The following is a 24,863-nucleotide window of genomic DNA, read 5'->3' as shown; positions in this document are numbered from 1 at the left end:
GCCTTTCAGCCCAGCAGCGCCTGGGCGAACTCGCGCGCGTTGAAGGTTTCCAGGTCTTCGAGCTTCTCGCCCACGCCGATGAAATACACCGGAATGGGGCGCTCCTGCGCGATCGCGGCCAGCACGCCGCCCTTGGCCGTGCCGTCGAGCTTGGTGACCACCAGGCCGGTGAGCTGCAGCGCGTCGTCGAAGGCGCGCACCTGGGCCAGGGCGTTCTGGCCGGTGTTGCCGTCGATCACCAGCAGCACCTCGTGCGGTGCCGTGGAGTCGGCCTTGGTGACCACGCGGCGGATCTTTTTCAGCTCTTCCATCAGGTGCAATTGCGTGGGCAGGCGGCCGGCCGTGTCCACCAGCACCACGTCCTTGCCGCGCGCCTTGCCGGCGGTGACGGCGTCGAAGCTCACGGCGGCGGGGTCGCCCCCCTCCTGGCTGACGATCTCCACGGTGTTGCGGTCAGCCCACACTCCGAGCTGCTCGCGCGCCGCGGCGCGGAAGGTGTCGGCCGCGGCCAGCAGCACCGAGGCGCCTTCGTTGGCCAGGTGCTTGGTGAGCTTGCCGATGGAGGTGGTCTTGCCCGCGCCGTTCACGCCGGCCACCATGATGACGGTGGGCGTGAATTCGCCGATCACCAGCGGCTTCTCCAGCGGCCGCAGCAGCTCGGCCAGCGCGTCGGCCAGCAGGCCCTTGACGGCGGCGGGCTCGGTGGCCTTGGCCTCCTTCACGCGGCGCTTGAGGTCCGTCAGCAGCCACTGCGTGGCCTTCACGCCGGTGTCGGCCATCAACAGGGCCTCTTCCAGCTCGTCGTACAGCGCATCGTCGATGCGCGTGCCGGTGAACACGGTGGTGATGCTGGTGCCGGTCTTGCGCAGCCCGGACTTGAGGCGGTCCAGCCAGCCCTTGCGTTCCGCGGGGGCTTCGGCCGCTGCCGGGGCCGCCACGGGCAGCACGGCGGCTGGCTCTGGCTCTGGTACTGGTACTGGTACTGGTACTGGTACTGGTACTGGTACTGGTACTGGTACTGGTACTGGTGCTGGTACTGGTACTGGTACTGGTACTGGTGCTGGTACTGGTGCTGGTACTGGTACTGGTACTGGTGCTGGTGCTGGTGCTGGTGCTGGTGCTGGTGCTGGTGCCGTCACGGCCAGGCTGGGCTCCACCGGGGACGCTGGCGGGATGGCGGCGGCACCGTCGGTGTCCGTGGGGGGTGCGACCGTGACAGACGGCGCCACCGGGGCCGGCGTGGGCTTGGCCGCGAAAGGGTTGCGCAGCCAGCCAAACGCGCCGCCGCCCGCGTCGCCGGAGGCCGGTGCATCGGCGGGCGCGCCGGGAGCCGGGCTGGCAGGAGGGGGGGGCGCCGGAGTCCCGGCCACGGCGGGTGGCACGGGAGCGGGCGTGGAGGGAGCCGTGGGCTCGACCGGCTGGCCGGCCGCGGGTTGCGGCTCGGGCGTGGGCACCGTGGCGGGTGGCGTCGGTGCGGTCTTTTTCTTGAAAAAACTGAACATTGGCGGGTTCGTAGAATCACTGCATTCTATGAAACGCGCTACCACCCTCCTGGGCCTGATGGCCTGTCTGAGCGCCGGAGCCGCCCTGGCGTCGCCTCCGGCTCCTTCCCCTGCTTCCGCCGTCACCGCGAAAGGGGGCGCGCCGCAGGCGGCCACCGCCAGCGGCGCGCAGCAGTTCCAGCTCGCCAACGGCATGCAGCTCATCGTGCAGCCCGACCGGCGCGCGCCCACGGCCATGCACATGGTCTGGCTGCGCGTGGGCTCGATGGACGAGGTCGACGGCACCTCGGGCGTGGCCCATGTGCTGGAGCACATGATGTTCAAGGGCACGGCCAAGCTGCCGCCGGGCGAGTTCTCGCGCCGCGTGGCGGCGCTGGGCGGCACCGAGAACGCCTTCACCAGCCGCGACTACACCGGCTACTACCAGCAGATTCCGGCGCACCGCCTGGAAGACGTGATGCGCCTGGAGGCCGACCGCTTCGCCCACAACCAGTGGCCGGACGAGGAATTCCGCAAGGAGATCGAGGTCGTCAAGGAAGAGCGCCGCATGCGCACCGAGGACCAGCCGCGCGCCCTGCTGTGGGAGCAGCTCAGCGCGGCCGCCTTCACCGCCGCGCCCTACCGCCGCCCCATCGTGGGTTGGATGAGCGACCTGGATGCCATGACGCCCGAGGACGTGCGCCAGTTCCACCGCCAGTGGTATGTGCCCGGCAACGCCGCCATCGTGGTGGCGGGCGACGTGGACGTGGCCCAGGTGCGCGCCCTGGCCGAGAAATACTACGGCGGCATCCCCGCGCGCGCCGTGCCCGCGCGCAAGCCGCGCGCCGAGCCGCCGCAGCGCGGCCTGCGGCGCATCGCTGTGAAGGCGCCGGCCGAGCAGGCCTATGTGGCGCTGGCGTTCCGCGTGCCGCGCCTGGCGTCGGTGGACCAGCTCTCGCAGGACGACCGCGATGCGCTGGCGCTGATGGTGCTCTCGGCCGTGCTCAGCGGCTACGACGGCGCGCGCCTGGAGCGCGCGCTGGCCCAGGGGCCGCAGCGCGTGGCCGACAGCGCCGACAGCGGCGCCTCGGTGCTGGGGCGCGGCCCGGGGCAGTTCCTGCTGACCGGCGTGCCCGCCAAGGGCAAGACGGCGCAGCAGGTGGAGGACGCCCTGCGCGCCGAGGTGGCGCGCATCGGCCGCGAAGGTGTGAGCGTGGCCGAGTTGGAGCGCGTCAAGACACAGTGGGTGGCCAGCAAGGTCTATGGCCGCGATTCGCTGCACAGCCAGGCCAGCGAACTGGGCAGCAACTGGGTCCAGGGGCTGCCGCTCGACGCCGAGGACCGCCTGCTGGTGCATCTGCGCGCCATCACGCCCGAGCAGGTGCAGGCGGTGGCGCAGCGCTACTTTGGCGACGACCAGCTCACCGTGGCCACGCTGCTGCCGCAGCCGCCGGACCCGAGCGCCCGCCGCGCCCCGCCCGCCGCTGCCAGCGGTGCACGCCACTGATGATCGATTGTATGAAGATAACTATTAAAAACATAGCTGCTCGCGCAGTATTGGCGGGCGTTGGAGTGTTTTTTTGTGCTCAATCTGCTTGGGCCCTGCTGCCCATTCAGCACTGGCAGGAACCCAACGGTGCGCGCGTCTGGCTGGTCGAGAGCCCGGCGATCCCCATGGTGGACGTGCAGATCGACTTCGACGCCGGCAGCCGCCGCGACCCAGCCACGCAGGCGGGCCTGGCCCGCGCCGTGGCCGCCATGACGGCCAAGGGCGTGCGCGCGGGCGGCGGCTCGCCCGCGCTCGACGAGAACGCGCTGGGCGAGGCCTGGGCCGACCTGGGCGCGGCCTTCGAGGCCAGCGCCGGCGGCGACGCGCTGAGCTTCTCGCTGCGCTCGCTCACCGAGCCGGCCCTGCTCGACAAGGCCGTGCACCTGGCCGCGCGCCAGATGGCCGAGCCCGCCTGGCCGCAGGACGTGTGGGAGCGCGAGCGCGCGCGCTGGAGCGCCTCCTTGCGCGAGGCGGACACCCGCCCCGGCACCGTGGCGGGCAAGGCCTATGCCAGCGCCGTGTATGGCAGCCACCCCTACGGCCAGCGTCTCACCGAGGAGACGCTCGCGCGCATCCAGGTGGCCGACCTGCAGCAGTTCCACGCCCGCCACCTCGATGCCTGCCGCGCGCGCGTGCACATCGTCGGCGCCGTGGAGCGCGCGCAGGCGCGGCTGCTCGTGGCCGCCTTGCTGGCGCGCCTGCCGGCGTCGAGCACTTGCGCGCCGCTGCCCGCAGTGCCCGAGGTGGAGCCGCTCCCGGCCGCCGTGCAGAAGGCCATTCCCTTTGCCTCGGCGCAGGCCCATGTGCTGATCGGCCAGCCCGGCTTCAAGCGCAGCGACCCGGACTTCCTCGCGCTGCTGGTGGGCAACCACATCCTGGGCGGCGGCGGCTTTGTCTCGCGCCTGACCGAAGAGGTGCGCGAGAAGCGCGGCCTGAGCTACAGCGTGTACAGCGGCTTCGCCCCCAGCCTGCACGCGGGCGCCTTCACCATCGGCCTGCAGACCCGGCCCGACCAGGCCGCCCAGGCCGTGCAGGTGGTGCGCGACGTGGTGGCGCGCTTTGTCGCCGAAGGCCCGACCGAGGCCGAGCTGCGCGCCGCCAAGGACAACCTCGTGGGCGGCTTCGCGCTGCGCATCGACAGCAACAAGGAACTGCTGGGCCAGGTGGTCAACATCGCCACCAACGGCCTGCCGCTGGATTACCTCGAAGGCTGGACGAAGCGCGTCGAGGCGCTCACCGTGGCCGAGATCCGCGCCGCCATGGCGCGCAAGCTCCAGCCCGAGCGCATGGTCACCGTGGTGCTGGGGGCCCAGCCTTGAGCCGCCGCCTCACGCCGGCCCAGGCGGCCGCCGCCCTGCGCCAGCCACCGGCCCCCGCACCTGCCGCCGCGCCCAAGGCCGAGCGCAGGAAACCCGCGCCCGAAGGCGCGGGCGAGGTGCGCATCATCGGCGGCCAGTGGAAGCGCACGCGCCTGCCAGTGCCGCAACTACCCGGCCTGCGCCCCACGCCCGACCGCGTGCGCGAGACGCTGTTCAACTGGCTGGGCCAGGACCTGGCGGGCTGGCGCTGCCTCGATGCCTTCGCCGGCACCGGCGCGCTGGGGCTGGAGGCCGCGTCGCGCGGCGCCGCCAGCGTGCAGCTGGTGGAGCAGGACGCGGGGCTCGTGGCCCGCCTCCACCAGCTCTGCCAGCGCCTGCAGGCCAGCACCGTGCAGGTGCGGCGCGGCGACGGCCTGGCGGCGCTGCAGCACTGCGCGCCCGCCAGCCTGGACCTGGTGCTGCTCGACCCGCCGTTCGACAGCGCGCTGTTCCAGCCCGCGCTGCAGGCCGCCGCGCGCGCCGTGGCGCCGCAGGGCTTCGTCTACCTGGAGGCGCCGCTGGCCTGGAGCGGCGAGGCGCTGGCCGCGCTGGGCCTGGCGCCGCACCGCCACCTGCGCGCGGGCATGGTGCATGCGCACCTGCTGCGGCCCTTGCAATAGCTATTGGTTTCGTAGCTGCTAACGCTTGTGAATACTGGGCTTTAGCCGTTTTTTCTTTAAAGAAAGCATGCACCATGACCCAGAACGTCCTTGCCGTCTATCCTGGAACCTTCGATCCGATCACGCTGGGCCATGAAGACCTGGTGCGCCGCACGGCCCGGCTGTTCGACCGCGTGATCGTGGCGGTCGCCATTGCCCACCACAAGAAGACGATGTTCAGCCTGGACGAGCGCATGGAGATGGCGCGCGAGGCGCTGCGCGACTGTCCCCAGGTGACGGTGGAGCCCTTCGAGGGCCTGGTGACCGAGTTCACCGCCGCGCGCGGCGGCACGGCCATGGTGCGCGGCCTGCGCTCGGGCACCGATTTCGACTACGAATTCCAGCTCGCCGGCATGAACCGCGCGCTGGTGCCGCAGATCGAGACGGTGTTCCTCACGCCCAGCAGCCAGTACCAGTTCATCAGCAGCACGCTGGTGCGCGAGATCGCCACGCTGGGCGGCAACGTGGCGCAGTTCGTCTCGCCCGTGGTGCACGAGCGGCTGATGCGCAAGCTCGGGCGCTGAAAGGAAGCATCCCCCCTGTGGCGCCGCGCTGGTGGCGTCCCTTGCGCGGTGACCGCTGGCCTGGGCCGCGCCCGTTCTGGGTGCGTGCACGGGGGTCTGCGGATGGGCTTTAGCCGGCCGCGACGGTGTCGTGCACGAAGCGCAGCTTGCGCAGCGCGCCGGCCGACAGGGCGAACGGGTAGGCGTCCTGCTGGCCCAGGCTGCGGTTCAGGCTGTTGAGCAGCAGCGTCAGCGGCACCCATTGGCGCACCATGGTGTCGAAGTCCGGTGCGGGCGTGGCGAAGGGGTCGCGCACGGTTTCATGCACGGCAGGCGCCGTGCCGGGCACGTCCAGGCTGGTGGCGTAGGCGGCGGCGGTCTCCAGCAGGTCCACCATGTGCAGGTAGTGCGCCCAGGTCTCGGCCCAGTCCTCCCAGGGGTGGGCGGCGGCGTAGGCGCTCACATGCTGCGCGTGCCAGTCGGGCGCGGGGTGGGCTGCGTAGTGCGCCTGCAGCGCGGCGGCATAGTCCTCGCGCTCGTCGCCGAACAGGGCGCGGAACGCGTCGAGCCGGCCGGCGTCCCGCACCAGCCGGTCCCAGTAGTAATGGCCCGACTCATGGCGCAGGTGGCCGATGAGCGTGCGGTAGGGCTCGTGCAGCGCCAGGCGCCGGCGCGCGCGTTCGGCGTCGTCGGCCTCGGCCACGTTGAGGGTGATGGTGCCGCCCTGGTGGCCGGTGACGACGGCCGGTGCGCCGGGCTGGTCGGCCAGGAAGGCGTAGACCGGCCCGGCGCCGGGCTCCGGAGCGTCGGTCACGGACTGCAACCCCAGCCGCGCCAGGGTGTAGAACAGCTGGCGCTTGGCGGCCTCGATCTGGGTCCAGTGGCGCCGGTGGGCCGGGTCGGAGAGGTCGGGCAGCAGGCGCGTCTGCCGGCAGGCGACGCACAGCAGCTGGCTGCTGGAGGCGGGAACGGCGAAATTGCAGGCGCACCAGGTGGTCTGGTTGTAGCACTGGCGGTACAGCGCAGTGCCGGCCTGGGCGCCGTGCGGCCGCCACAGCCCGGGGCCCGCGTCCGGCGCGGGGGCCAGCGCCCCCATGCGCAGCTGGTCCGGCAGGAAGGCCAATGCGCTGCCGCAGTGCATGCACCGCACGCTATCGAAAAAGACGAGATGACCGCAGTGGTCGCAATGGAAGGCCCGCATGGCGCCGAGCATAGCCGCAGCGCGCAAAAAAATGGCCCGCGTATGCGGGCCATGGGTGGGAGCGCGGGATTTACGGGCGCACCACGATGCTGTTGCGTACCTCGCGCACATGGCGGGTGGTGCGGGCGATGGATTCGGCGCGGTCGCGCTCGGCCTGGGACTTGGCGAAGCCCGACAGCTGCACCGTGCCGTTGAGTGTTTCCACGCTGATGGCGGTGGCCGAGACGGTCTTGTCCTCGGCCATCTTGGCCTTCACGGCGGTGGTGATGGCGGCGTCGTCGACATAGGAGCCGACGGTTTGCTGGTTGCGCGCCACCGAGCAGCCGGTGGAGATGATGGTGGCGCCCGCGAGAGCGGCAAGGGCGAGGGCTCGGATCAATTGCATGGGATTCCTTTCCGTGTCATGAAGGCTGGTTCGCACTATAGGCGGCTTTCCCTGCGGCAGCGTGCCAGAGGTGGGCGTCCAGGCCCGTAGGAAGCGGCCTACCCCGGGCCGGGATCGGCCGGCCCCAGGGGCAGGCTGGCCGATACCACCGTGCCCTCGCCGGGACTGGATTGCACGCTCAGGCGCCCGCCGGCGGCCTCCACGCGCTGGCGCATGCCCGCCAGGCCGTGCCCCGTGCGTGCCGTGGCGGCAGCGTCGAAACCTGTCCCGTCGTCGCGGATCTGCACGGCCACATGGCTGGAATGCCGGTGCACCGTGACCAGCACCTTGCGCGCGCTGGCGTACTTGCCGATGTTGGTGAGCGATTCCTGCACCATGCGGTAGACCGTGAGCTGCGCGGCCTCGGGCAGGTCCACGCTCTCCAGGCTGGTCTGCACATCGATGCCGGCGCGCTCGGAGAATTCGCGGGCCAGGATCTCGATGGCCGCGGTCAGCCCCAGATTGGACAGCGACGAGGGGCGCAGGTCCTCGATGATGCGCCGCTTCAGGGCGATCACGCCATTGAGTGTTTCGCTCAGGTGCTGCAGGCGCTCGGTCACTTCGGGGGCCGGCGTGCCGATGCGCGATTTGAGCCGCGCCACGTCCAGCTTGGCCGCGGTCAGCAGGGCACCGAGTTCGTCGTGCAGCTCGCGTGCCAGGTGGCCGCGTTCGTCCTCGCGCACCTGCTGCAGGTGGTTGGCCAGCTCGGTCAGCGAGGCGGTGCGTTCGCGCACCAGGCCTTCGAGTCGCGCGCGCTCCTGCTCCAGGATTTCCTGTTCGCGCTCGGTGGCGCGTTGCAGCGCGCGGGTCTGGCGAAGGTACAGGTGGAAGGCCAGCAGGCCGATCACGGTCACCAGCGCGATGCCCAGGCGCGAGCGCAGCAGCGATTGGCCGATTTCCGCCTGGCTGTGGGCCACGCGGGCGGTGCTGCGCTCGATCAGTGCGCGGGCATGCTGGCGGATGGCATCCATGTTCTGCTTGCCCACGTCCGTGCTCATGACGAATTTCCAGGCATCCTCCTGGCCCTTGCGCCGCAGGTTCAGGCTCAGGTCCATTTCCGAGAGCTTGCGCGTCACCTGCTGCGCGAGCTGGGCGAAATCGCCCTGGTCCTGGGCCGATTCCAGGAACAGCCCGCGCAGTTCGTCGAGGTTGGCGTGCACCGTGGTGATGGCGTTGTCGTAGGGTTCGAGGTAGCTTTCCTCCCCCGAGAGAAGGTAGCCGCGCAGCCCGGTTTCGGCGTCCAGCATGCTTTGCAGCAGGCGGGTGACCGAGGCCCGGGCCTTCTGCGTATGGTCCAGCGCCTCCAGCGCCGCGTGCGAGCGCTGGTAGCCGGCCTCGTTGATGGCCACGACGGCCAGGGCAGCCATCAGGGCCAGCGGCAGGCTGATGGCGATCTTGTGCAGGGATGTCCAGCGCATGGGGGGTTCTTGTCGGGGCTTGTTCAGCGCGGAATGCGCAAATCGGGATAATGAAGCAGGCCTGCCGTGGAGCGTCCACGGCGGGGCAACCCCACACCCTGCAGGCGCCGCCCGGTGGGCCGCGCACGGAGAGTAGGCTCAATGATCAATATCGGCATCGTGGACGACCATGCGATTGTGCGCTCGGGACTGCGGCAGTTCCTGTCCGAGCACGTGGACCTGCGCGTGGTGGGCGAGGCCGCCAACGGGCGCGAGGCCATCGACCTGATCCGCAATGCCGAGGTGCATGTGCTGGTGATGGACCTGGCCATGCCCGGGCAGAGCGGCCTGGACGCGCTGGCCATGCTGCGCGCCAAGGCGCCCACCATGGGCATCCTCATCCTCAGCGGCTACCCCGAGGAGCATTACGCCATCAGCCTGATCCGCCAGGGCGCCAGCGGCTACCTGAACAAGGAATGCGACCCCGCCGAGATCGTGGAGGCCATCCGCACCATCGCGCTGGGCAAGCGCTACCTCACGCCCGCCGTGGCCGAGTTGCTGGCGCAGCAGCTGCACCGCAAGGACGATGCACCGGTGCATGAGCAGCTCTCGGAGCGGGAATTCCAGGTTTTCCTCAAGCTCGCGCGCGGCGAGACCGCGGGGGACATCGCCAAGTCGCTGTCGCTGAGCGTCAAGACCGTGAGTACCTACCGCACGCGGCTGATGGAAAAGATGGGGCTGTCGTCCAACAGCGACCTGACCTACTACGCCCTGAAGAACCGCCTGATCGATTGAGCGCCGTGGGTTCGCGCGCATGTCAGAGCGGCGCTTCGGGCAGAGCCTTGCCCTGGGCGATGCAGTAATCCACCAGTGCATCGATTTCATTCGATTTGTCGAACACCGCATCCACCCCCAGTTGGGCGCAGCGCATGCGCACATCGGGGGTGGCGTAGTTGCTCAGCACCACCACATGCTGGTGGGGCTGGCGCTCGCGGCAGGCCGCGAGCACGCCCAGGCCGCTACCCTGGCGCAGGAACAGGTCCACGATGGCCAGATCCCACTGCGCGGGGTGGGCGGCGAGCCAGGCCTTGCCTTCGTCCTCGGTATCGGCCGCGCCCACGGGGGTGATGGCGGCCAGCTCTTCGAGCGTGCCGATCAGGTTCTCCCGGATAGTGGCGTTGTCTTCGACGATGTAGGTCCTGAGTTTCACGATCGGGTCCGTTCCGCGGCCCGCAGAGCGCAGTGACCGTGGTTCCAATGTACGAGCGGCGTCCCGGAAATTGTGCCAGCGGCGGCAGGCGCCGGCCGTAGGCCGATTCCTACCCGGCGGCGCGGCCGTGCGGCTGGCCGCACACGGGGCAGGCGGGGTTGCGCGCGGTGCGCAGGGTGCTCCATTCCATGCCGCGCCCGTCGAGCATCAGCAGGCGTCCGGCCAGTGAGGGCCCCACGCCCGCGACCAGCTTGAGCGCCTCGGCCGCCTGCATGGCGCCCACCACGCCCACGAGAGGCGCGAACACGCCCATGGTGGAGCAGGCCACCTCCTCGAACTGTGCCTGCGGGTCGAAGATGCAGGCGTAGCACGGGGCCTGGGCGTCGCGCGGGTTGACCACGGTGATTTGTGCATCGAAGCGGATCACCGCGCCCGCCACGAGGGGCTTGCCGTGGCGCACGCAGGCGGCATTGACGGCCTGGCGCGTGGCGTAGTTGTCGCTGCAGTCGAGCACCACGGTGGCGTCCTGCACCAGCTTTTCGAGCAGGGCCGCGTCGGCGCGCTGCTGGATGCAGGTGACCCGTGCCTCGGGGTTGATGGCGCGCACGGCCTGCGCCGCCGAGGCCACCTTGGGCTGGCCCACGCGGTCCTGGGTGTGCGCGATCTGGCGCTGCAGGTTGGTCAGGTCCACCATGTCGTGGTCCACCAGCGTGAGCTGGCCCACGCCGGCCGAGCCCAGGTAAAGCGCGGCGGGCGAGCCCAGCCCCCCGGCCCCGATCACCAGCGCGTGCGCGGCCAGGATGCGCTCCTGCCCCTCGATACCCACCTCGTCGAGCAGGATGTGGCGGGAATAGCGCAGGAGCTGGTCGTCGGTCATGGTGCGGTGGGCCTGGGGCAGAAAAAAAGGGCCGGTATGCAACCGGCCCCGGTGGGCGAAGGCGGGAACGGCTTACTGTTCCTTCTTCTCTTCCTTGCGCTCGGTCTGGGTCTTGCTCACCAGCACGGGCTTGCCGCGCAGGTGGTTCAGTGCCTGGGCGAGCTGGAAGTCCTTGTCGGTGCCGAATTCGGGCAGCTTGCGGTCGGCGACGGGTTTTTTGGCCTCTTCTTCGAGGCGCTTGCGCGCTTCCTCGCGGGCTTTTTCGCGGGCGGGGTCCTTCTTTTCCTCGCCCTGGCCGTTGCCCAGATGCTTTTCGAGATCGGCCTCGCGCATGCGCAGGGCGGCGAACGGGCTGCCCTCGGCGGTTTCATCCACCATCACGTCGGGCACGATGCCGCGCGCCTGGATGGACTTGCCGCTGGGCGTGTAGTAGCGCGCGGTGGTCAGCTTGATGCCGGTATCGGGCCCCAGCGGGCGCACGGTCTGCACCGAGCCCTTGCCGAAGGTCTGGCTGCCCATGATGGTGGCGCGCTTGTGGTCCTGCAGGGCGCCGGCCACGATCTCGCTGGCCGAGGCCGAGCCTTCGTTCACCAGCACCACCAGCGGCACGCTCTTGAGAGCGGCCGGCAGGCGCTTGAGCGGGTCGCCGCTGCCACGGCGGGCGTAGAAGTCAGGCGAGGCCTTGAAGGTGGCCTTGCTTTCGGCGAGCTGGCCGTTGGTGGAGACCACGGTGACGTCCGGCGGCAGGAAGGCGGCGGAAATGGCGACCGCCGCATCCAGCAGGCCACCCGGGTCGTTGCGCAGATCCAGCACCAGGCCCTTGAGCTGGGGGTCCTGCTTGTAGAGTTCCTCGGCCTTGCGCACGAAATCGTCCACCGTGCGCTCCTGGAACTGGGACAGGCGGATCCAGCCGTAGCCGGGTTCGATCATCTTGCCCTTGACGGACTGCGTCTTGATCTCCTCGCGCGTGATGGTCACGGCGAAGGTGCGGCTCTCTTCCTTGCGGAAGATGGTGAGCGTGACCTTGGTGTTGGGCTCGCCGCGCATGCGCTTGACGGCATCGCCCAGGGTCAGGCCCTTGACGGCGGTTTCGTCGATCTTGGTGATGAGGTCGTTGGTCTTGAGGCCAGCGCGGAAGGCGGGGGAGCCCTCGATGGGAGAAACCACCTTGATGAGGCCGTCTTCCTGCGTGATCTCGATGCCCACGCCGACGAACTTGCCCGTGGTGCCCTCGCGGAATTCGCTGAACGACTTCTTGTCGAAATACTGCGAATGCGGGTCGAGGCTGGAGACCATGCCGGAGATGGCGTCGGTGATCAGCTTCTTGTCGTCCACCGGCTCCACGTAGTCGGTCTTCACCAGGCCGAAGACGGCCGAGAGCTGCTGGATCTCTTCCAGCGGCAAAGGTGTCATGGCGCCGCGCGCCACGGTCTGCAGCGACACCGTGGTCAGGGCGCCGGCAAGCGCGCCGACCGATACCCAACCTGCAATTTTCAGTTTCTGGCCCATACGAACACCTTTAGCCGACTCAATATACACCTTGGAAGGGCCCGGCCCGCGCGGGTTCCCGCGCAGGGCCTTGTTTTCGCGCCGCCGGGCCGGTTCGGGGGCGGCTTTACCGCGGCTTTACGCCTTGCCCTGCGACGCCACGGCGGCAGCGGCCTTGGCGGCGGCCTCGGCATCGCCCAGATAGTAGCGGCGGATGGGCTTGAGGTCGGCGTCCAGTTCGTATACCAGCGGAATGCCGTTGGGAATGTTCAGGCCAACGATCTCGTCGTCCGAGATGTTGTCGAGGTACTTGACCAGGGCGCGGATGGAGTTGCCGTGCGCCGCCAGCAGGATGCGCTGGCCCGAGCGGATGGCCGGGGCCATGGTGTCGTTCCAGAACGGCAGCACGCGCGCCACGGTGTCCTTCAGGCATTCGGTCAGGGGCACCTGGGCGGCATCGAGGCCGGCGTAGCGGCGGTCGCCACGCTCGCAGCGCGGGTCGGTGGCTTCCAGGGCCGGGGGCGGGGTGTCGTAGCTGCGGCGCCACACCAGCACCTGCTCATCGCCGTATTTCTTGGCGGTTTCGCCCTTGTTCAGGCCCTGCAGGGCGCCGTAGTGGCGCTCGTTCAGGCGCCAGCTTTTCTGCACGGGCAGCCAGGTGCGGTCCATCTCGTCCAGCGCGTACCACAGGGTGTGGATGGCGCGCTTGAGCACGCTGGTGTAGCACAGGTCGAACTCGTAGCCTTCGGCCTTGAGCAGCTTGCCGGCCGACATGGCCTGGGACACGCCGGTGGGGGTCAGGTCCACGTCGGTCCAGCCGGTGAAGCGGTTTTCCAGGTTCCAGGTGGATTCGCCGTGGCGGATCAGAACGAGTTTGTGCATGGTTTCCCTAGAGAAAGCGGGTCAAAACCATACATTCTAAAATTGCCCTGTTTGCAACCCAAGGAATAACGTGAAATTCTTCGCCGACAACTGGTATCTGTTCGTTCTCGCGCTCGCCTCGGGCTCCATGCTGCTGCTGCCGGCGCTGCGCGGCGCCTCCCTGGGCGGGCTGCCCGCGGCCAGCGTGGTGCAGCTGATCAACCGCGAGAAGGCCGTGCTGATCGATGTGTGCGGGGCCGATGAATATGCCGCCGGCCATGCCGGCGGCGCCAAGAACGTGCCGCTCGACGAACTGGAGGCGCGCCTGCCCAGCGTCGTCAAGAACAAGGCCGTGCCCGTGGTCATGGTGTGCGCCAGCGGTGGCCGGGCGGCCCGCGCCGCCGTCATCGCGCGCAAGCTGGGCTACGAGAAGGCCCAGGTGCTGGCGGGCGGCCTCAAGTCCTGGAAAGAAGCCGGACTGCCGGTCGAGAAGGCCTGAGCCCCGTGGGCCACTAGGAGCACTGCCATGCAAGCCGTGAAGATGTACACCACCGCCGTTTGTCCCTACTGCATCCGCGCCAAGCAGGTGCTCAAGGCCCGGGGCGTGGAGCAGGTCGAGGAAATCCGCATCGACACCGACCCCGCCGCGCGCGCGCACATGATGGAAATCACTGGCCGGCGCACCGTGCCGCAGATCTTCATCGGCGACACCCATGTGGGCGGCTGCGACGATCTGATGGCCCTCGACGCAAAGGGCGGTCTGATCCCCCTGCTGGGCGCTGCATAATCCTGCCCCATGTGCCCGCCGCGGGAACGGTTTCCGCAGCGGGTTTTTGTTTGATGGGCCCTGCGCCGTGCGGGGTCCGAACTGAAAGCCCTTCGTACCATGGCCGATCAAGACACCACCCCCGTTTTCCAGATCCAGCGCGTCTACCTCAAGGACCTGTCGCTTGAGCAGCCCAACTCGCCCGGCATCCTGCTGGAGGCCGAGCAGCCCAACGTGGACATCCAGATCGGCGTGGAGGCCGCGCCCGCCGCCGAAGGCATCTTCGAGATCTGCGTGACCGCCACCGTGCACACCAAGATCAAGGACAAGACCGTGTTCCTGATCGAGGCCAAGCAGGCCGGCATTTTCGAAATCCGCAACGTGCCCGAGGAGCAGATGAGCACCGTGATCGGCGTCGCCTGCCCGCAGATCGTCTACCCCTACCTGCGCGGCAACGTGGCCGACACCATCAACCGCGCCGGCTTCCCGCCCGTGCACCTGGCCGAGATCAACTTCCAGGCCATGTATGCACAACAACAGCAACAGGCCGCTGCGGCACCTTCGTCGCCTCTGCCCCAATAATTTCAGCCATTTTGGCCTCCGGCGCTTGCTGAGCAAGCGCCAATAGCTATGAAAATCATAGTGATCGGTGCCGGTGCCTGGGGAACGGCCATGGCCATCAGCGCCGCCGCGCACCCCGCCGGCCATGCCGTCACCCTATGGGCGCGCGATGCGGGTCAGGTGACCGAGATGCAGGCCGCGCGCAGCAACGCGCGCTACCTGCCCGGTATCGGGTTGCCGCCCTCCCTGGCCGTGGCCGGCGGCGACGTGGCCGCGCTGGCGCGCGCCGCCGATTTGGTCATCGTGGCCACGCCCATGGCGGGCCTGCGCGGCATGCTGGCGCGGTTGCGCGGTTGCACCGCGCCCGTGGCCTGGCTCTGCAAGGGCTTCGAGGCAGCGGAAAACAAAGAGTCTTTTGGCCTGCTGGCGCACGAGGTGCGCGCGCAGGTTGCTCCTGATTTGATCGCGGGCGTGCTCAGCGGTCCGAGTTTTGCGCAGGAGGTGGCACGCGCCCAGCCCACCGCCTTGGTGGCCGCCAGCGAGCACGCCAGCGTCCGCGAGGCCCTGGTGCGCGCCTTTCACAGCCCCAGCCTGCGTGTCTACGCCAACGACGACATCGTGGGCGTGGAGGTGGGCGGCGCCGTCAAGAACGTGCTGGCCATCGCCACCGGCCTGTGCGACGGCCTGCAACTGGGCCTGAACGCCCGCGCGGCCCTCATCACGCGTGGCCTGGCCGAGATCACCCGCCTGGGCCTGGCCCTGGGCGCGCGCGTGGACACCTTCATGGGGCTGTCGGGCCTGGGGGATCTGGTGCTCACCGCCACCGGCGATCTTTCGCGCAACCGCCGCGTGGGCCTGCTCCTGGCGCAGGGCCAGACGCTGGATCAGGCGGTGGCCTCGCTGGGCCATGTGGCCGAGGGCGTGTACTGCGCCCGCACCGTGGTGCAGCGCGCCCGCCACCTGGGCGTGGAGATGCCCATCAGCGAGGGCGTGGTGGCCTTGCTCGACGGCCGCCTGCGCCCCGCCGAGGCCGTGGCCGCCCTCATGGAGCGCGAGCCCAAGGGCGAAGGCGCCTGATCCGTTCAGTCCAGCGCCAACGGCACCTCGCGCCACTCTCCGGGCGCCAATCCTTCCAAACCCCAAGGCCCGATGCGCATGCGCACCAACCGCAGCGTGGGCAGGCCCACGGCGGCGGTCATGCGGCGCACCTGGCGGTTGCGGCCCTCGCGGATGGTCAGTTCCAGCCAGGCCGTGGGAATGCTCTGGCGAAAGCGCACCGGCGGGTGCCGCTCCCACAGCGCCGGGGGCTCCAGCAGGCGCGCCTGGGCGGGCAGGGTAGGGCCGTCCTTGAGCAGCACGCCTTCGCTCAAACGGCGTATCTGTTCTTTGCTGGGCGAGCCTTCCACCTGCACCCAGTAGGTTTTGGCGAGCTTGTGGCGCGGGTCGGCGATGCGGGCCTGCAGGGCGCCGTCGTTGGTCAGCAGCAGCAAGCCCTCGCTGTCGCGGTCCAGGCGGCCCGCCGGGTAGACGCCGGGCACGTCCACGTAGTCCTTGAGCGTGGCGCGGCCTTCGCCGTCGGGGCTGAACTGCGTCAGCACGTCGAAGGGCTTGTTCAGCAGCAACAGGCGCGGTGTGTCGGGGGGAGGCTTGGCCGCGCGGCGCGGCGCCGGGCGGCGGGGGCCAGCGGGAAGGGACAGGCGCGCCATGGGCGTGGTCGGGCTTAGCCGCGCAGCAGGGCCCGGTAGGCGTTGCGGGTCTCGGAGTCGACGCTGGCGAGCACCTGCTCGTAGGGGGTCTGGTGGCGTGCCAGCAGGCGCGCCGAGGCGATGGTCTTGGACTTGCAGAACCAGTGGCAGGTGTGCTGCATCAGGAACAGTTCGGCGGACAGCGTGAAGGCCTTGTCGCGCAGCGAGAGGCCTGCGTCGTTGCGCACCACGCGCTCGATGCCCTGGGCATGGATGGCCAGGGCCTTGCGCATGTCGAACGTGGCGCGGGGCAGCCACTGGTCGGCGAAGGGCAGGGCCAGCGCAAGCGTGCTCACGCGGGTCAGCTCCGGGTCCACGCGGGCGAACTCGGTGGCGAAGCGGGTGAATTGTTCGCTCAGCTGCAGTTCGGTGGTGCGCAGCAGACTCCAGACCTGTTCGCGCCGCTCGGGGTTGCTCTCGCCCAGGGCGCGCAGATAGCCCTCGGTGAGGTTCTCCATGAGCTTCTCGATCTGGTAGTTCCCCAGGAAGCCGGCCAGCAGCACGATGCGCTGGCGCTGCTGCTTCGCGTTCAGCACGAAGATGCCGGTAGCGATGAGGATGGCCAGGAAGAGGATGTCCATGGTGGCGAGTGCGTTCGGACCCCGCAGGTCGCTGGTCTTCAGACCTCGAAGTTGTCGATCAGCCGGGTCGTGCCCAGGCGAGCCGCGCCCAGCACCACCAGCGCGTCGCCCACCTGGGGCGGCTGCAGGTCGCTGCGGCGGCGCACGGTCAGGTAGTCCGGCTGCCAGCCGCGCGCGGCCAGGGCCTCCCGGGCGCGCTGCTCCAGCGCGGCCACCTGGTTCGGCAGGGCGTGGGCGGCGGAAACGGCCTCGCGGGCCAGCGCGCGCAGCGCCAGCGAGAGCTGGACGGCCTCCTGGCGCTCGGCCTCGCTGAGGTAGCCGTTGCGCGAGCTCAGCGCCAGGCCGTCCTCGGCGCGTTGCGTGGGACCGGCCACCAGTTCGATGGGCAGGGCGAACTGCTGCACCATGCGCCGCAGCACCATGAGCTGCTGGTAGTCCTTCTGGCCGAACACGGCCGTGCCCTGGGCCTTGCCGGCGAACACGGCGCAGAACAGCTTCATCACCACGGTGCACACGCCGGTGAAGAAGCCGGGGCGGAACTGGCCTTCCAGGATGTCGGCCAGCAGCGGGTCGGGCTGCACCTTGAAGGTCTGCGGCTCGGGGTAGAGATCCTGCTCGCGCGGCGCGAACAGCACGTCGCAGCCCGCGGCGCGCAGCTTCGCGGCGTCGGCTTCGAGCGTGCGGGGGTAGCTGTCGAAGTCCTCGTGCGGCAGGAACTGCAGGCGGTTGACGAAGATGCTGGCCACCAGCACATCGCCCAACGGCTTGGCCTGGCGCACCAGGGCCAGGTGCCCGTCGTGCAGGTTGCCCATGGTGGGCACGAAGGCGGGCCTGCCGTGGGCCGCCAGGGCCGAGCGCAGGTCGGGAAGGGTGTGGACGATGAGCATGGCTGAAAGTCAGAAAGGGAGGGGCCGGGTTTTACCAAGCGTGCACGGCATTGTCGGGGAAACGCCCCTGCTTGACCGCCTGCACATAGGCCTCCATGGCGCCGCGCACGCTGCCGGCGTCCTGCATGAAGTTGTGCACGAAGCGGGCCATCTTGCCCAGGTTCATGCCCAGCATGTCGTGCAGCACCAGCACCTGGCCGGCGGTGCCGTTGCCCGCGCCGATGCCGATGGTGTGGCAGTGCGGCAGTTCCAGGGTCAGTTCGGCCGAGAGCTGCGCGGGCACCATCTCCAGCACCAGCATCGAGGCGCCGGCGTCCTGCAGTTCGTGCGCCTGGCGGCGCATGGCCAGCGCGGCCTCGTCGGTCTTGCCCTGCACGCGGTAGCCTCCCAGGGCGTGCACGGTCTGCGGGGTCAGGCCCAGGTGGGCGCAGACGGGGATGCCGCGCTCGACCAGGAAGCGCACGGTCTCGGTGGTCCAGCCGCCGCCTTCGAGCTTGACCATGTGCGCGCCGGCGCGCATCAGGGCCGAGGCGCTGCGCAGCGCCTGCTCGCGCGACTCGTGGTAGCTGCCGAACGGCAGGTCGGCGATCAGCCAGGCCGTGCCCTGCACGCGGTAGAGCCCGCGCGCCACGCTTTCGGTGTGGTAGACCATGGTTTCCAGCGTCACGCCCACGGTGCTGGGCAGGCCTTGGCAGACCATGCCGAGAGAATCGCCCACCAGCAGGCATTCCACCCCGGCGGCATCGGCCACGGCGGCGAAGGTGGCGTCGTAGGCGGTCAGCATGGTGATTTTTTCGCCGGCATCGCGCATCTGCTGCAGGCGCGGCAGGCTCACGGGGCGGCGCTGGGGCAGGGGCGACGCGGGCGGCAGCGTGCCGTAGGGGGTGCCGGCGTTGGCGGAGGGCTTGGAGGTTTCGGTCATGGGGCCATCCTTGCAAAGTCCATGGGAGCCGCGAGTCTAGTCGAAGCCGCTATGCTTCGGTCCCATGACGTATTTTGCTGACCCTTCCAACGATTCCTTGCGTTCCCAGGTGCTGCTGGACGTGGCCCGTGCCCTGCAGGAAGACGTGGGCAGCGGCGACCTGACCGCCGGCCTGATCGATCCCGCGCGCCGCGCCCGCGCCCGCGTGCTCGCGCGCGAGAGCGCCGTTATCTGCGGCGCCCCCTGGGCCAACGCGGCGCTGCGCGCGCTCGACCCCGATGCGCGCATCTCCTGGCATGTGGCCGAGGGCCAGCGCTGCGCGCCCGACCAGGTGGTGCTGGAGGTGGAGGCCGGTGCCCGCGCGCTGCTGAGCGCCGAGCGCACCGCGTTGAACTTCCTGCAATTGCTCTCGGCCGTGGCCACCAAGACCGCCGTTTACGTGGAGGCCGTGCGCGGCACGCGCGCCCAGATCGTGGACACGCGCAAGACCCTGCCCGGCCTGCGCCTGGCGCAGAAGTACGCCGTGCGCACCGGCGGCGGCACCAACCACCGCATCGGCCTGCACGACGCGGTGCTCATCAAGGAAAACCACATCGCCGCTGCGGGGGGCGTCACCGCCGTGCTGCGCGCGGCCGAGGCAGTGGCCGCGCGCGCGCAGTTCATCGAGATCGAGGTGGAAACCCTCGCGCAATTGCAGGAGGCGCTGGACGCTGGAGCCAAGATGGTGCTGCTCGACAACATGCCCCTGCCCATGCTGCACGAGGCCGTGCGCCTCAACGCGGGCCGTGCCATCCTCGAAATCTCGGGCGGCGTGACCCTGGAGAGCGTGCGCGCCCTGGCGGAAACCGGCGTGGACCGCATTTCCATTGGAACCCTGACCAAGGACATCAAGGCCACCGACTTCTCGATGCGCCTGCAGGAGTTGCCATGAACACCACGATCACCCTGAAAGAAGTCGACTACGAGCAGCCCGAGGGCGGCTCGGTCTGTTCCACCAAGCACGCCTGGGCGCGCGTCCCCGCCGAGCCCTCGCCGGACGAGCGGGCCGCGCTCAAGGACAAGATCCGCCGCCTGCTCAAGGAAAAGAACGCGGTCATGGTGTCGCACTACTACGTGCACCCCGATCTGCAGGATCTGGCCGAGGAAACCGGCGGCATCGTCAGCGATTCGCTGGAGATGGCGCGCTTCGGCCGCGACCACGCGGCGCAGACGTTGGTGGTGAGCGGCGTGCGTTTCATGGGCGAGACGGCCAAGATCCTCTCGCCCGAAAAGACCATCCTCATGCCCGACCTCGACGCCACCTGCTCGCTCGACCTGGGCTGCCCGATCGAGGAATTCAGCGCCTTCTGCGACCAGCACCCCGACCGCACCGTGGTGGTTTACGCCAACACCAGCGCCGCCGTGAAGGCGCGCGCCGACTGGCTGGTGACGTCGAGCTGCGCGCTCGACATCGTGCGCGCGCTCAAGGACCAGGGCCACAAGATCCTCTGGGCGCCCGACCGCCACCTGGGCGACTACATCCGCCGCGAGACCGGCGCCGACATGGTGTTCTGGAACGGCGCCTGCATCGTGCACGACGAGTTCAAGGCCTTCGAGCTGGAGGCGCTCAAGAAGGAGCATCCGAACGCCAAGGTGCTGGTGCACCCGGAAAGCCCGGCCGACGTGATCGCCCTGGCCGACGCCGTGGGCTCCACCTCCGCCATCCTCAAGGCCGCGCAGACGATGGACGCCCAGGAGTTCATCGTCGCCACCGACAACGGCATGATGCACAAGCTGCGCGCGCTCAACCCCGGCAAGGTGTTCTACGAGGCGCCCACCGCCGGCAACAGCGCCACCTGCAAGAGCTGCGCCCACTGCCCCTGGATGGCCATGAACGGCCTGGCCGGCGTGGCGCAGGTGCTGGAGACGGGTGGCAACGCCATCGAGGTGGACCCGGCCATCATCCCGCGCGCCCGCCAGCCCATCGACCGCATGCTGGCCTTTACCGCCGCGCTCAAGAGCGGGCAGCCGGCGGTGGGGCTGGTGCCGCATATCGGCGCCGCCTGACCCCGAGGGGCATGGAAGAGGTTTGCTCTCTTTTTGATAGCTAACGGCGCTTTGCAGTAAAGCGCTGGAGGCCGATTTGACCATTGATGCACTGATCGATTTCAGCGACCCGCGCGACAGCACCGCGCCGCGCCTGCGCTGCGCCCTGGGCGCGCCGCTCCGGGTGCTGGTGGCCCATCAGCCTGCCGAGGTGCGCGCCGTGCTCGACGCGGTGCAGGATGCGGCCGCGCAGGGGGCCTGGTGCGTGGGCGGCCTGCGCTACGAGGCCGCGTCCGCCTTCGACGCCGCGCTGCAGACCCATGCCGCCGATGGGCCGCTGGCCTGGTTTTCCGTGCACGACGCGCCCCGCCCCTGGCCCGCGCCGCCGCCGCCGGCCGACGCTCCCACGCTGCCGTGGCGGCCGCCGCTGGAGCGCGCCGCCTTCGACGCGGCCCTGGCGGCCATCCACGAGGCCATTGCCCGGGGCACGTATTACCAGGCCAACTACACGGCGCCGCTGCGTGCCACGCCGCAGGGCGGCGGGCCGCAGGCGGTGCTGGCGTTGTTCGCCGCCCTGCAGCGGGCGCAGCCCGGCGGCTACGCGGCCTGCATCGACATGGGCGGCGAGCAGGTGCTGTCGGTCTCGCCCGAGCTGTTCTTCGACTGGCAGGCCCGGCGCGATGGGGGCGGCGACATCCTGGCACGGCCCATGAAGGGCACGGCCCCGCGCGGCGCCACGCCCGGCGAGGATGCCGCTTTGGCCGAGCAGCTGCGCGCCTCGCCCAAGGAGCGTGCCGAGAACGTGATGATCGTGGACCTGCTGCGCAACGACCTCGCGCGCATCGCCCTGCCGCACAGCGTGCGGGTGCCTCGCCTGTTCCATGCCGAGCCGCTGCCCGCCGTGTGGCAGATGACCTCGGACGTGCAGGCGCGCACCCGGCCCGGCATGCGGCTGGCGCAGGTGTTCGCGGCGCTGTTCCCCTGCGGTTCGGTCACGGGCGCGCCCAAGGCCAGCGCCATGCAGGCCATCCGCCGGCTGGAGGACGGGCCGCGCGGCTTCTACTGCGGCGCCGTGGGCCTGGTGCGGCCGGGCGCGGATGGCGGCATCCGCGCCACCTTCAACGTGCCCATCCGTACCGTGGTGCTGCGCGGAGCGCAGGCCACGTGCGGCATTGGCAGCGGCATCACGGCGGACGCCACGGCCGACGCCGAATGGAACGAATGGCGCCACAAGCGCGCCTTCCTGGAGCGCGCCAGCATGCCTTTCGAGATCCTGGAAACCCTGCGGCTTGACGGCGGCCGGTTCCGCCACCTGGACGAGCACCTGGCGCGCATGGAGCAGGCCGCCGCGCATTTCCACCACCCCTGGAACGGCGCCGCCGTGCGCCAGTGCCTGCAGGACCTGGCGGCCGGCCATGCGCAGGGGGCCTGGCGCGTGCGCCTGCTGCAGGGTGCGGCGGGCGCGCCGCGCGCCGAGGCCTTCGCGCTGCAGCCCACGCCCGAGCCCGTCGTGCTGCGGCTGGCCGACCGCCCGCTGGCCGAGGCGCACGGTGAATTCGTGCGCCACAAGACCACGCGGCGCGCGCACTACGCCGCCTTCGCGCCCGCCGCGCCCGGGGTGTTCGACACCGTGCTCTGGAACGAGGCTGGCGAGATCACCGAGGGCACCTTCGGCAACATCGCCCTGCTGCTCGACGGCCGCTGGGTCACGCCGCCGCTCTCCTGCGGCCTGCTGCCCGGCGTGGGCCGCGCCGTGGCGCTGCGCGAGGGCCGCGTGCGGGAGGCCGTGGTGCGCCTGGACGACCTGCCGCGCGTGCAGGGCTGGGCCTTCATCAACAGCCTGCGCGGCTGGCTGGAGGCGCGGCTGGCATGAACGCACTCCCCTGCACCAAATCAAGCGCGCGCCGGCGCAGGCATGGCACGATAAGGGGCCGGGGTTTTTTCGGACCGGCCACAAGGGGAACCCATGGCGCAAGATGACATCAGTTTCACGGACTTGATTGCCTCGTCCATCCACGACATGAAGAACTCGCTGAACGTGCAGATCAGCGAGCTGGAGAAGATTTCCGAGCAGTGCAGGAAGGATGGCGACCTGCAGGCCTACGAGGACCTGGGGGGCGTGATCTACCAGGCCAGCCGGATGAACTCCAACCTGGTCCAGCTGCTGAGCCTGTACAAGCTGGACAAGGCCATCTATCCGATCGACATCGCTGAATGCGACATCGCCGAGCTGGTGGGCGACGTGCTGCTGCAGAACCAGTCGGTCATGGACTTCAAGAACATCACGGTGACCATGGACTGCAGCGGCGACTGCCTCTGGTACGTGGACCGCGACCTCGTGGCCGGCGTGCTGCTCAACGCGCTGAACAACGCCTACCAGTACACCCGCGACAAGATCCGGGTGGCCGCGCGCATCCAGGACGGCTGGCTGGAGCTGCGTGTCGAGGACAACGGCCAGGGCTACCCCGCCTACATGCTGCGCGACGAAGCGGTGGCGGGCGCCAAGGGCGTGAGTTTCCTGACCGGCAGCACGGGCCTGGGTTTCCATTTCTCCTCCCAGGTGGCGCGCATGCACAGGAACGGCGAGCGCCAGGGCGCGCTCGTCATCGAAAACGGCGGCGCCTATGGCGGGGGCTGCTTCGTGGTCCGCCTGCCTTGATCGAGGAAGAGTCCCATGTCCATTTCCCTGACCAAGGCACGCACCCTCGTCGTCGACGATTTCCAAGGCATGCGCACCATCCTGCGCGACATCGTCCGCGCCATGGGCGTCACGCAGGTGGATACGGCGGCCAACGGCCGCGAGGCGCTCAGCCTGCTGCGCGGCAGCCGCTACGACGTGGTGATCTGCGACTTCAACCTCGGCCCGGGCCTCAACGGCCAGCAGGTGCTGGACGAGGCGCGCCTGCACGACTACATCGGCGTCTCCACCATCTGGGTCATGGTCACGGCGGAGAAGACCGCCGAGATGGTCATGGGCGCGGCCGAGGTCAAGCCCGATGAGTACCTGCTCAAGCCCATCAACCAGAGCATCCTGGAGAGCCGGCTCGAACGCCTGATCACCAAGAAACAGGCCCTGCGCGGCATCGAGGAAGCCATCCGGGCGCGGGACTATGCCACCGCCATCAGCCGCTGCGACCAGCTGCTGAACGCCGAGGCCGCCAAGCCGCAGGAGATCCTGCGCATCAAGAGCGACCTGCAGCTCAAGGTGGGCGACCATGACGGCGCCAGGGCGCTGTTCGAGTCCGTGCTGGCCGCGCGCAGCGTGCCCTGGGCGCGCACCGGCCTGGGCAAGGTGCATTTCCACAAGGGCGATTTCGAAGCCGCCCGGAACACCTTCCAGCAGGTGCTCGACGAAAACCGCATGTTCATCGAGGCCTCCGACTGGCTGGCCAAGACCCTCGACGCCATGGGCGAGCGGGTGCAGGCCCAGCAGGTGCTGGCCAGCGCCGTCAAGCTCTCGCCCAACTCCGCCAGCCGCCAGAAGGTCCTGGGCGAGACGGCGTACAAGAATGGCGCCCTGGAGGTGGCCCAGGCCGCCTTCGAGAAAACCATCAAGATCAGCGAACACTCGTCCAACAAGAACCCCTCGGCCTATATGGCGCTGGCCAAGGTGCTGTCCGACAGCGATACGCCCGACGAGGCGCTGAAGCTGCTGGCGCGCACCAAGGAAGTGTTCAAGGACAGCGCCGACATGGCCATCCAGACGGCGGCGGCCCAGAGCGCCGTCTACCAGAAGGCCGGGCGGCTCGATGAGTCCCGCGCGGCCATGGCGCAGGCCGAGGAGCTGCTGGGCCAGACCGGCAAGATCAGTCCCGAGACCGCCATGGAGGTGGCGCAGGGCATGCTGGCCCTGGGGCGCAAGGACCAGGCGTTCGGCATGATGCGCGACCTCGTGAAGAACCACCACGAGGACCACCGGCTGTCGGAGCAGGTCCAGGGCCTGTTCGAGAAGGCGCAGATGGGTGCCGAGGGGCGCTCGCTCATCGCCCAGTCGCGCGAGGAGGTCGTCAACATCAACAACCAGGGGGTGATGCTGGCCAAGCAGGGCAATTTCGCCGAGGGCGCGCGTCTGCTGCGCACGGCCCTGCAGAACCTGCCCCACAGCCAGGTCGTGATGATGAACCTGTGCGGCCTGCTGATCGGCCAGATGCGCGCCGAGGGCCGCAGCGACGCGCTGACCACCGAGGTGATGGGCTTGCTCGAACGCGTGCGCGAACTCAACCCGGACAACGAGAAATACCGCCAGTACCTGGCCATCCTGCAGCCCGGCGGCGGCCGGTAGGCCGCGTGCCGGTGTGGGCCGGGCGGATGGGTGCTATCAATAGTGAAGCTGAAAGCGCCTGTCCCTTGGGCGATTTAGCGCTATTT

Annotated in this window: 26 protein-coding genes; 14 read left to right on the top strand and 12 right to left on the bottom strand. The window is 69.6% G+C overall.

What is annotated here, in order from left to right; all coding sequences use genetic code 11:
• Positions 1-5 precede the first annotated feature (5 nt).
• Positions 6-1,370, bottom strand: coding sequence for a signal recognition particle-docking protein FtsY (gene ftsY / locus D8S75_RS12005; RefSeq protein WP_370807640.1), 1,365 nt, complete (start codon positions 1,368-1,370; stop codon positions 6-8).
• Between the two features lie 160 nt (positions 1,371-1,530).
• On the opposite strand from ftsY, the gene D8S75_RS12000 reads away from it, so the two are divergent.
• The 4 genes from D8S75_RS12000 to coaD all read left to right on the top strand — a co-directional run bounded on the left by D8S75_RS12000 (position 1,531) and on the right by coaD (position 5,571).
• The gene (locus tag D8S75_RS12000) at positions 1,531-2,988 is read left to right on the top strand and encodes a M16 family metallopeptidase (protein ID WP_119966570.1); all 1,458 of its coding nucleotides are present in this window, start codon (positions 1,531-1,533) and stop codon (positions 2,986-2,988) included.
• An 11-nt stretch (positions 2,989-2,999) separates the two neighbouring features.
• The gene (locus D8S75_RS11995) at positions 3,000-4,349 is read left to right on the top strand and encodes a M16 family metallopeptidase (protein WP_119966569.1); all 1,350 of its coding nucleotides are present in this window, start codon (positions 3,000-3,002) and stop codon (positions 4,347-4,349) included.
• Positions 4,346-5,008, top strand: coding sequence for a 16S rRNA (guanine(966)-N(2))-methyltransferase RsmD (gene rsmD, locus D8S75_RS11990; RefSeq protein ID WP_119966568.1), 663 nt, complete (start codon positions 4,346-4,348; stop codon positions 5,006-5,008). The genes D8S75_RS11995 and rsmD overlap by 4 nt, the downstream gene beginning before the upstream one ends.
• 74 nt (positions 5,009-5,082) lie before the next feature.
• Positions 5,083-5,571 (top strand): pantetheine-phosphate adenylyltransferase, encoded by a 489-nt coding sequence (gene coaD, locus D8S75_RS11985; protein ID WP_119966567.1) that lies wholly within the window; start codon positions 5,083-5,085, stop codon positions 5,569-5,571.
• Positions 5,572-5,680: 109 nt separating this feature from the next.
• Here the strand turns inward: coaD and D8S75_RS11980 are convergent, their stop codons facing one another.
• The 3 genes from D8S75_RS11980 to D8S75_RS11970 all read right to left on the bottom strand — a co-directional run bounded on the left by D8S75_RS11980 (position 5,681) and on the right by D8S75_RS11970 (position 8,593).
• Entirely contained in the window at positions 5,681-6,751 is a 1,071-nt protein-coding gene (locus D8S75_RS11980) for a zinc-binding metallopeptidase family protein (RefSeq protein ID WP_119966612.1), read from the bottom strand.
• Between the two features lie 70 nt (positions 6,752-6,821).
• Positions 6,822-7,136, bottom strand: coding sequence for a BON domain-containing protein (locus D8S75_RS11975; protein WP_119966566.1), 315 nt, complete (start codon positions 7,134-7,136; stop codon positions 6,822-6,824).
• A gap of 98 nt (positions 7,137-7,234) precedes the next feature.
• Positions 7,235-8,593, bottom strand: a complete 1,359-nt coding sequence (locus D8S75_RS11970) for a sensor histidine kinase (protein ID WP_119966565.1) — start codon at positions 8,591-8,593, stop codon at positions 7,235-7,237.
• Positions 8,594-8,734: 141 nt separating this feature from the next.
• Here D8S75_RS11970 and D8S75_RS11965 point away from each other — a divergent pair, with 141 nt between their 5' ends.
• On the top strand, positions 8,735-9,367 hold the full coding sequence (locus D8S75_RS11965) for a response regulator (RefSeq protein WP_119966564.1): 633 nt from the start codon (positions 8,735-8,737) through the stop codon (positions 9,365-9,367).
• 22 nt (positions 9,368-9,389) lie between these two features.
• Here D8S75_RS11965 and D8S75_RS11960 read toward each other — a convergent pair whose 3' ends face one another.
• From D8S75_RS11960 to gpmA, 4 genes are all read right to left on the bottom strand, one after another.
• Positions 9,390-9,782 (bottom strand): response regulator, encoded by a 393-nt coding sequence (locus D8S75_RS11960; RefSeq protein WP_119966563.1) that lies wholly within the window; start codon positions 9,780-9,782, stop codon positions 9,390-9,392.
• A 109-nt stretch (positions 9,783-9,891) separates the two neighbouring features.
• Positions 9,892-10,659 (bottom strand): HesA/MoeB/ThiF family protein, encoded by a 768-nt coding sequence (locus D8S75_RS11955; protein ID WP_119966611.1) that lies wholly within the window; start codon positions 10,657-10,659, stop codon positions 9,892-9,894.
• Positions 10,660-10,731: 72 nt separating this feature from the next.
• Positions 10,732-12,168 (bottom strand): S41 family peptidase, encoded by a 1,437-nt coding sequence (locus tag D8S75_RS11950; protein WP_119966562.1) that lies wholly within the window; start codon positions 12,166-12,168, stop codon positions 10,732-10,734.
• A gap of 117 nt (positions 12,169-12,285) precedes the next feature.
• Positions 12,286-13,029: a 2,3-diphosphoglycerate-dependent phosphoglycerate mutase gene (gpmA, locus tag D8S75_RS11945; protein WP_119966561.1), complete on the bottom strand. Its 744-nt coding sequence runs from the start codon at positions 13,027-13,029 to the stop codon at positions 12,286-12,288.
• A 70-nt stretch (positions 13,030-13,099) separates the two neighbouring features.
• Between gpmA and D8S75_RS11940 the strand changes: the two genes are divergently transcribed.
• The 4 genes from D8S75_RS11940 (at position 13,100) to D8S75_RS11925 (ending at position 15,412) form a co-directional block, all read left to right on the top strand.
• Positions 13,100-13,507, top strand: coding sequence for a rhodanese-like domain-containing protein (locus D8S75_RS11940; RefSeq protein WP_119966560.1), 408 nt, complete (start codon positions 13,100-13,102; stop codon positions 13,505-13,507).
• 27 nt (positions 13,508-13,534) lie between these two features.
• Positions 13,535-13,795 carry a glutaredoxin 3 gene (gene grxC / locus D8S75_RS11935; RefSeq protein WP_119966559.1) on the top strand — a complete coding sequence of 87 codons (261 nt, stop codon included), beginning with the start codon at positions 13,535-13,537 and terminating at the stop codon, positions 13,793-13,795.
• 99 nt (positions 13,796-13,894) lie between these two features.
• Positions 13,895-14,356 (top strand): protein-export chaperone SecB, encoded by a 462-nt coding sequence (gene secB, locus D8S75_RS11930; RefSeq protein WP_119966558.1) that lies wholly within the window; start codon positions 13,895-13,897, stop codon positions 14,354-14,356.
• A 48-nt stretch (positions 14,357-14,404) separates the two neighbouring features.
• Positions 14,405-15,412 carry an NAD(P)H-dependent glycerol-3-phosphate dehydrogenase gene (locus tag D8S75_RS11925; protein WP_119966557.1) on the top strand — a complete coding sequence of 336 codons (1,008 nt, stop codon included), beginning with the start codon at positions 14,405-14,407 and terminating at the stop codon, positions 15,410-15,412.
• A 5-nt stretch (positions 15,413-15,417) separates the two neighbouring features.
• Here the strand turns inward: D8S75_RS11925 and D8S75_RS11920 are convergent, their stop codons facing one another.
• Genes D8S75_RS11920 through panB form a run of 4 tightly spaced genes read right to left on the bottom strand, consistent with a single transcriptional unit; the run spans position 15,418 to position 18,470 of the window.
• Entirely contained in the window at positions 15,418-16,041 is a 624-nt protein-coding gene (locus D8S75_RS11920; RefSeq protein ID WP_119966556.1) for a pseudouridine synthase, read from the bottom strand.
• 14 nt (positions 16,042-16,055) lie between these two features.
• The gene (locus D8S75_RS11915) at positions 16,056-16,661 is read right to left on the bottom strand and encodes a hypothetical protein (protein ID WP_119966555.1); all 606 of its coding nucleotides are present in this window, start codon (positions 16,659-16,661) and stop codon (positions 16,056-16,058) included.
• Between the two features lie 38 nt (positions 16,662-16,699).
• Complete coding sequence (gene panC / locus D8S75_RS11910; protein WP_119966554.1) at positions 16,700-17,548, bottom strand: pantoate--beta-alanine ligase; 849 nt, start codon at positions 17,546-17,548, stop codon at positions 16,700-16,702.
• A 31-nt stretch (positions 17,549-17,579) separates the two neighbouring features.
• Complete coding sequence (gene panB, locus D8S75_RS11905) at positions 17,580-18,470, bottom strand: 3-methyl-2-oxobutanoate hydroxymethyltransferase (RefSeq protein WP_119966553.1); 891 nt, start codon at positions 18,468-18,470, stop codon at positions 17,580-17,582.
• A gap of 64 nt (positions 18,471-18,534) precedes the next feature.
• On the opposite strand from panB, the gene nadC reads away from it, so the two are divergent.
• The 5 genes from nadC (at position 18,535) to D8S75_RS11880 (ending at position 24,777) form a co-directional block, all read left to right on the top strand.
• Positions 18,535-19,401, top strand: a complete 867-nt coding sequence (nadC, locus tag D8S75_RS11900) for a carboxylating nicotinate-nucleotide diphosphorylase (RefSeq protein ID WP_119966552.1) — start codon at positions 18,535-18,537, stop codon at positions 19,399-19,401.
• Positions 19,398-20,516, top strand: coding sequence for a quinolinate synthase NadA (gene nadA, locus D8S75_RS11895; protein WP_119966551.1), 1,119 nt, complete (start codon positions 19,398-19,400; stop codon positions 20,514-20,516). The genes nadC and nadA overlap by 4 nt, the downstream gene beginning before the upstream one ends.
• A 76-nt stretch (positions 20,517-20,592) precedes the next feature.
• Positions 20,593-22,368 (top strand): chorismate-binding protein, encoded by a 1,776-nt coding sequence (locus D8S75_RS11890; protein WP_119966550.1) that lies wholly within the window; start codon positions 20,593-20,595, stop codon positions 22,366-22,368.
• A gap of 93 nt (positions 22,369-22,461) precedes the next feature.
• The gene (locus D8S75_RS11885; protein ID WP_119966549.1) at positions 22,462-23,154 is read left to right on the top strand and encodes a sensor histidine kinase; all 693 of its coding nucleotides are present in this window, start codon (positions 22,462-22,464) and stop codon (positions 23,152-23,154) included.
• 15 nt (positions 23,155-23,169) lie between these two features.
• Complete coding sequence (locus D8S75_RS11880; protein ID WP_119966548.1) at positions 23,170-24,777, top strand: tetratricopeptide repeat-containing response regulator; 1,608 nt, start codon at positions 23,170-23,172, stop codon at positions 24,775-24,777.
• Positions 24,778-24,863: the final 86 nt, after the last annotated feature.

Origin of the sequence: Simplicispira lacusdiani (genome assembly GCF_003604195.1) — a bacterium.
In the GTDB taxonomy this organism is placed as follows: Bacteria; Pseudomonadota; Gammaproteobacteria; order Burkholderiales; family Burkholderiaceae_C; genus Simplicispira; species Simplicispira lacusdiani.
Note: the sequence above shows the minus strand (reverse complement) of the source record. Positions and strands in the feature narration are given on the sequence as shown.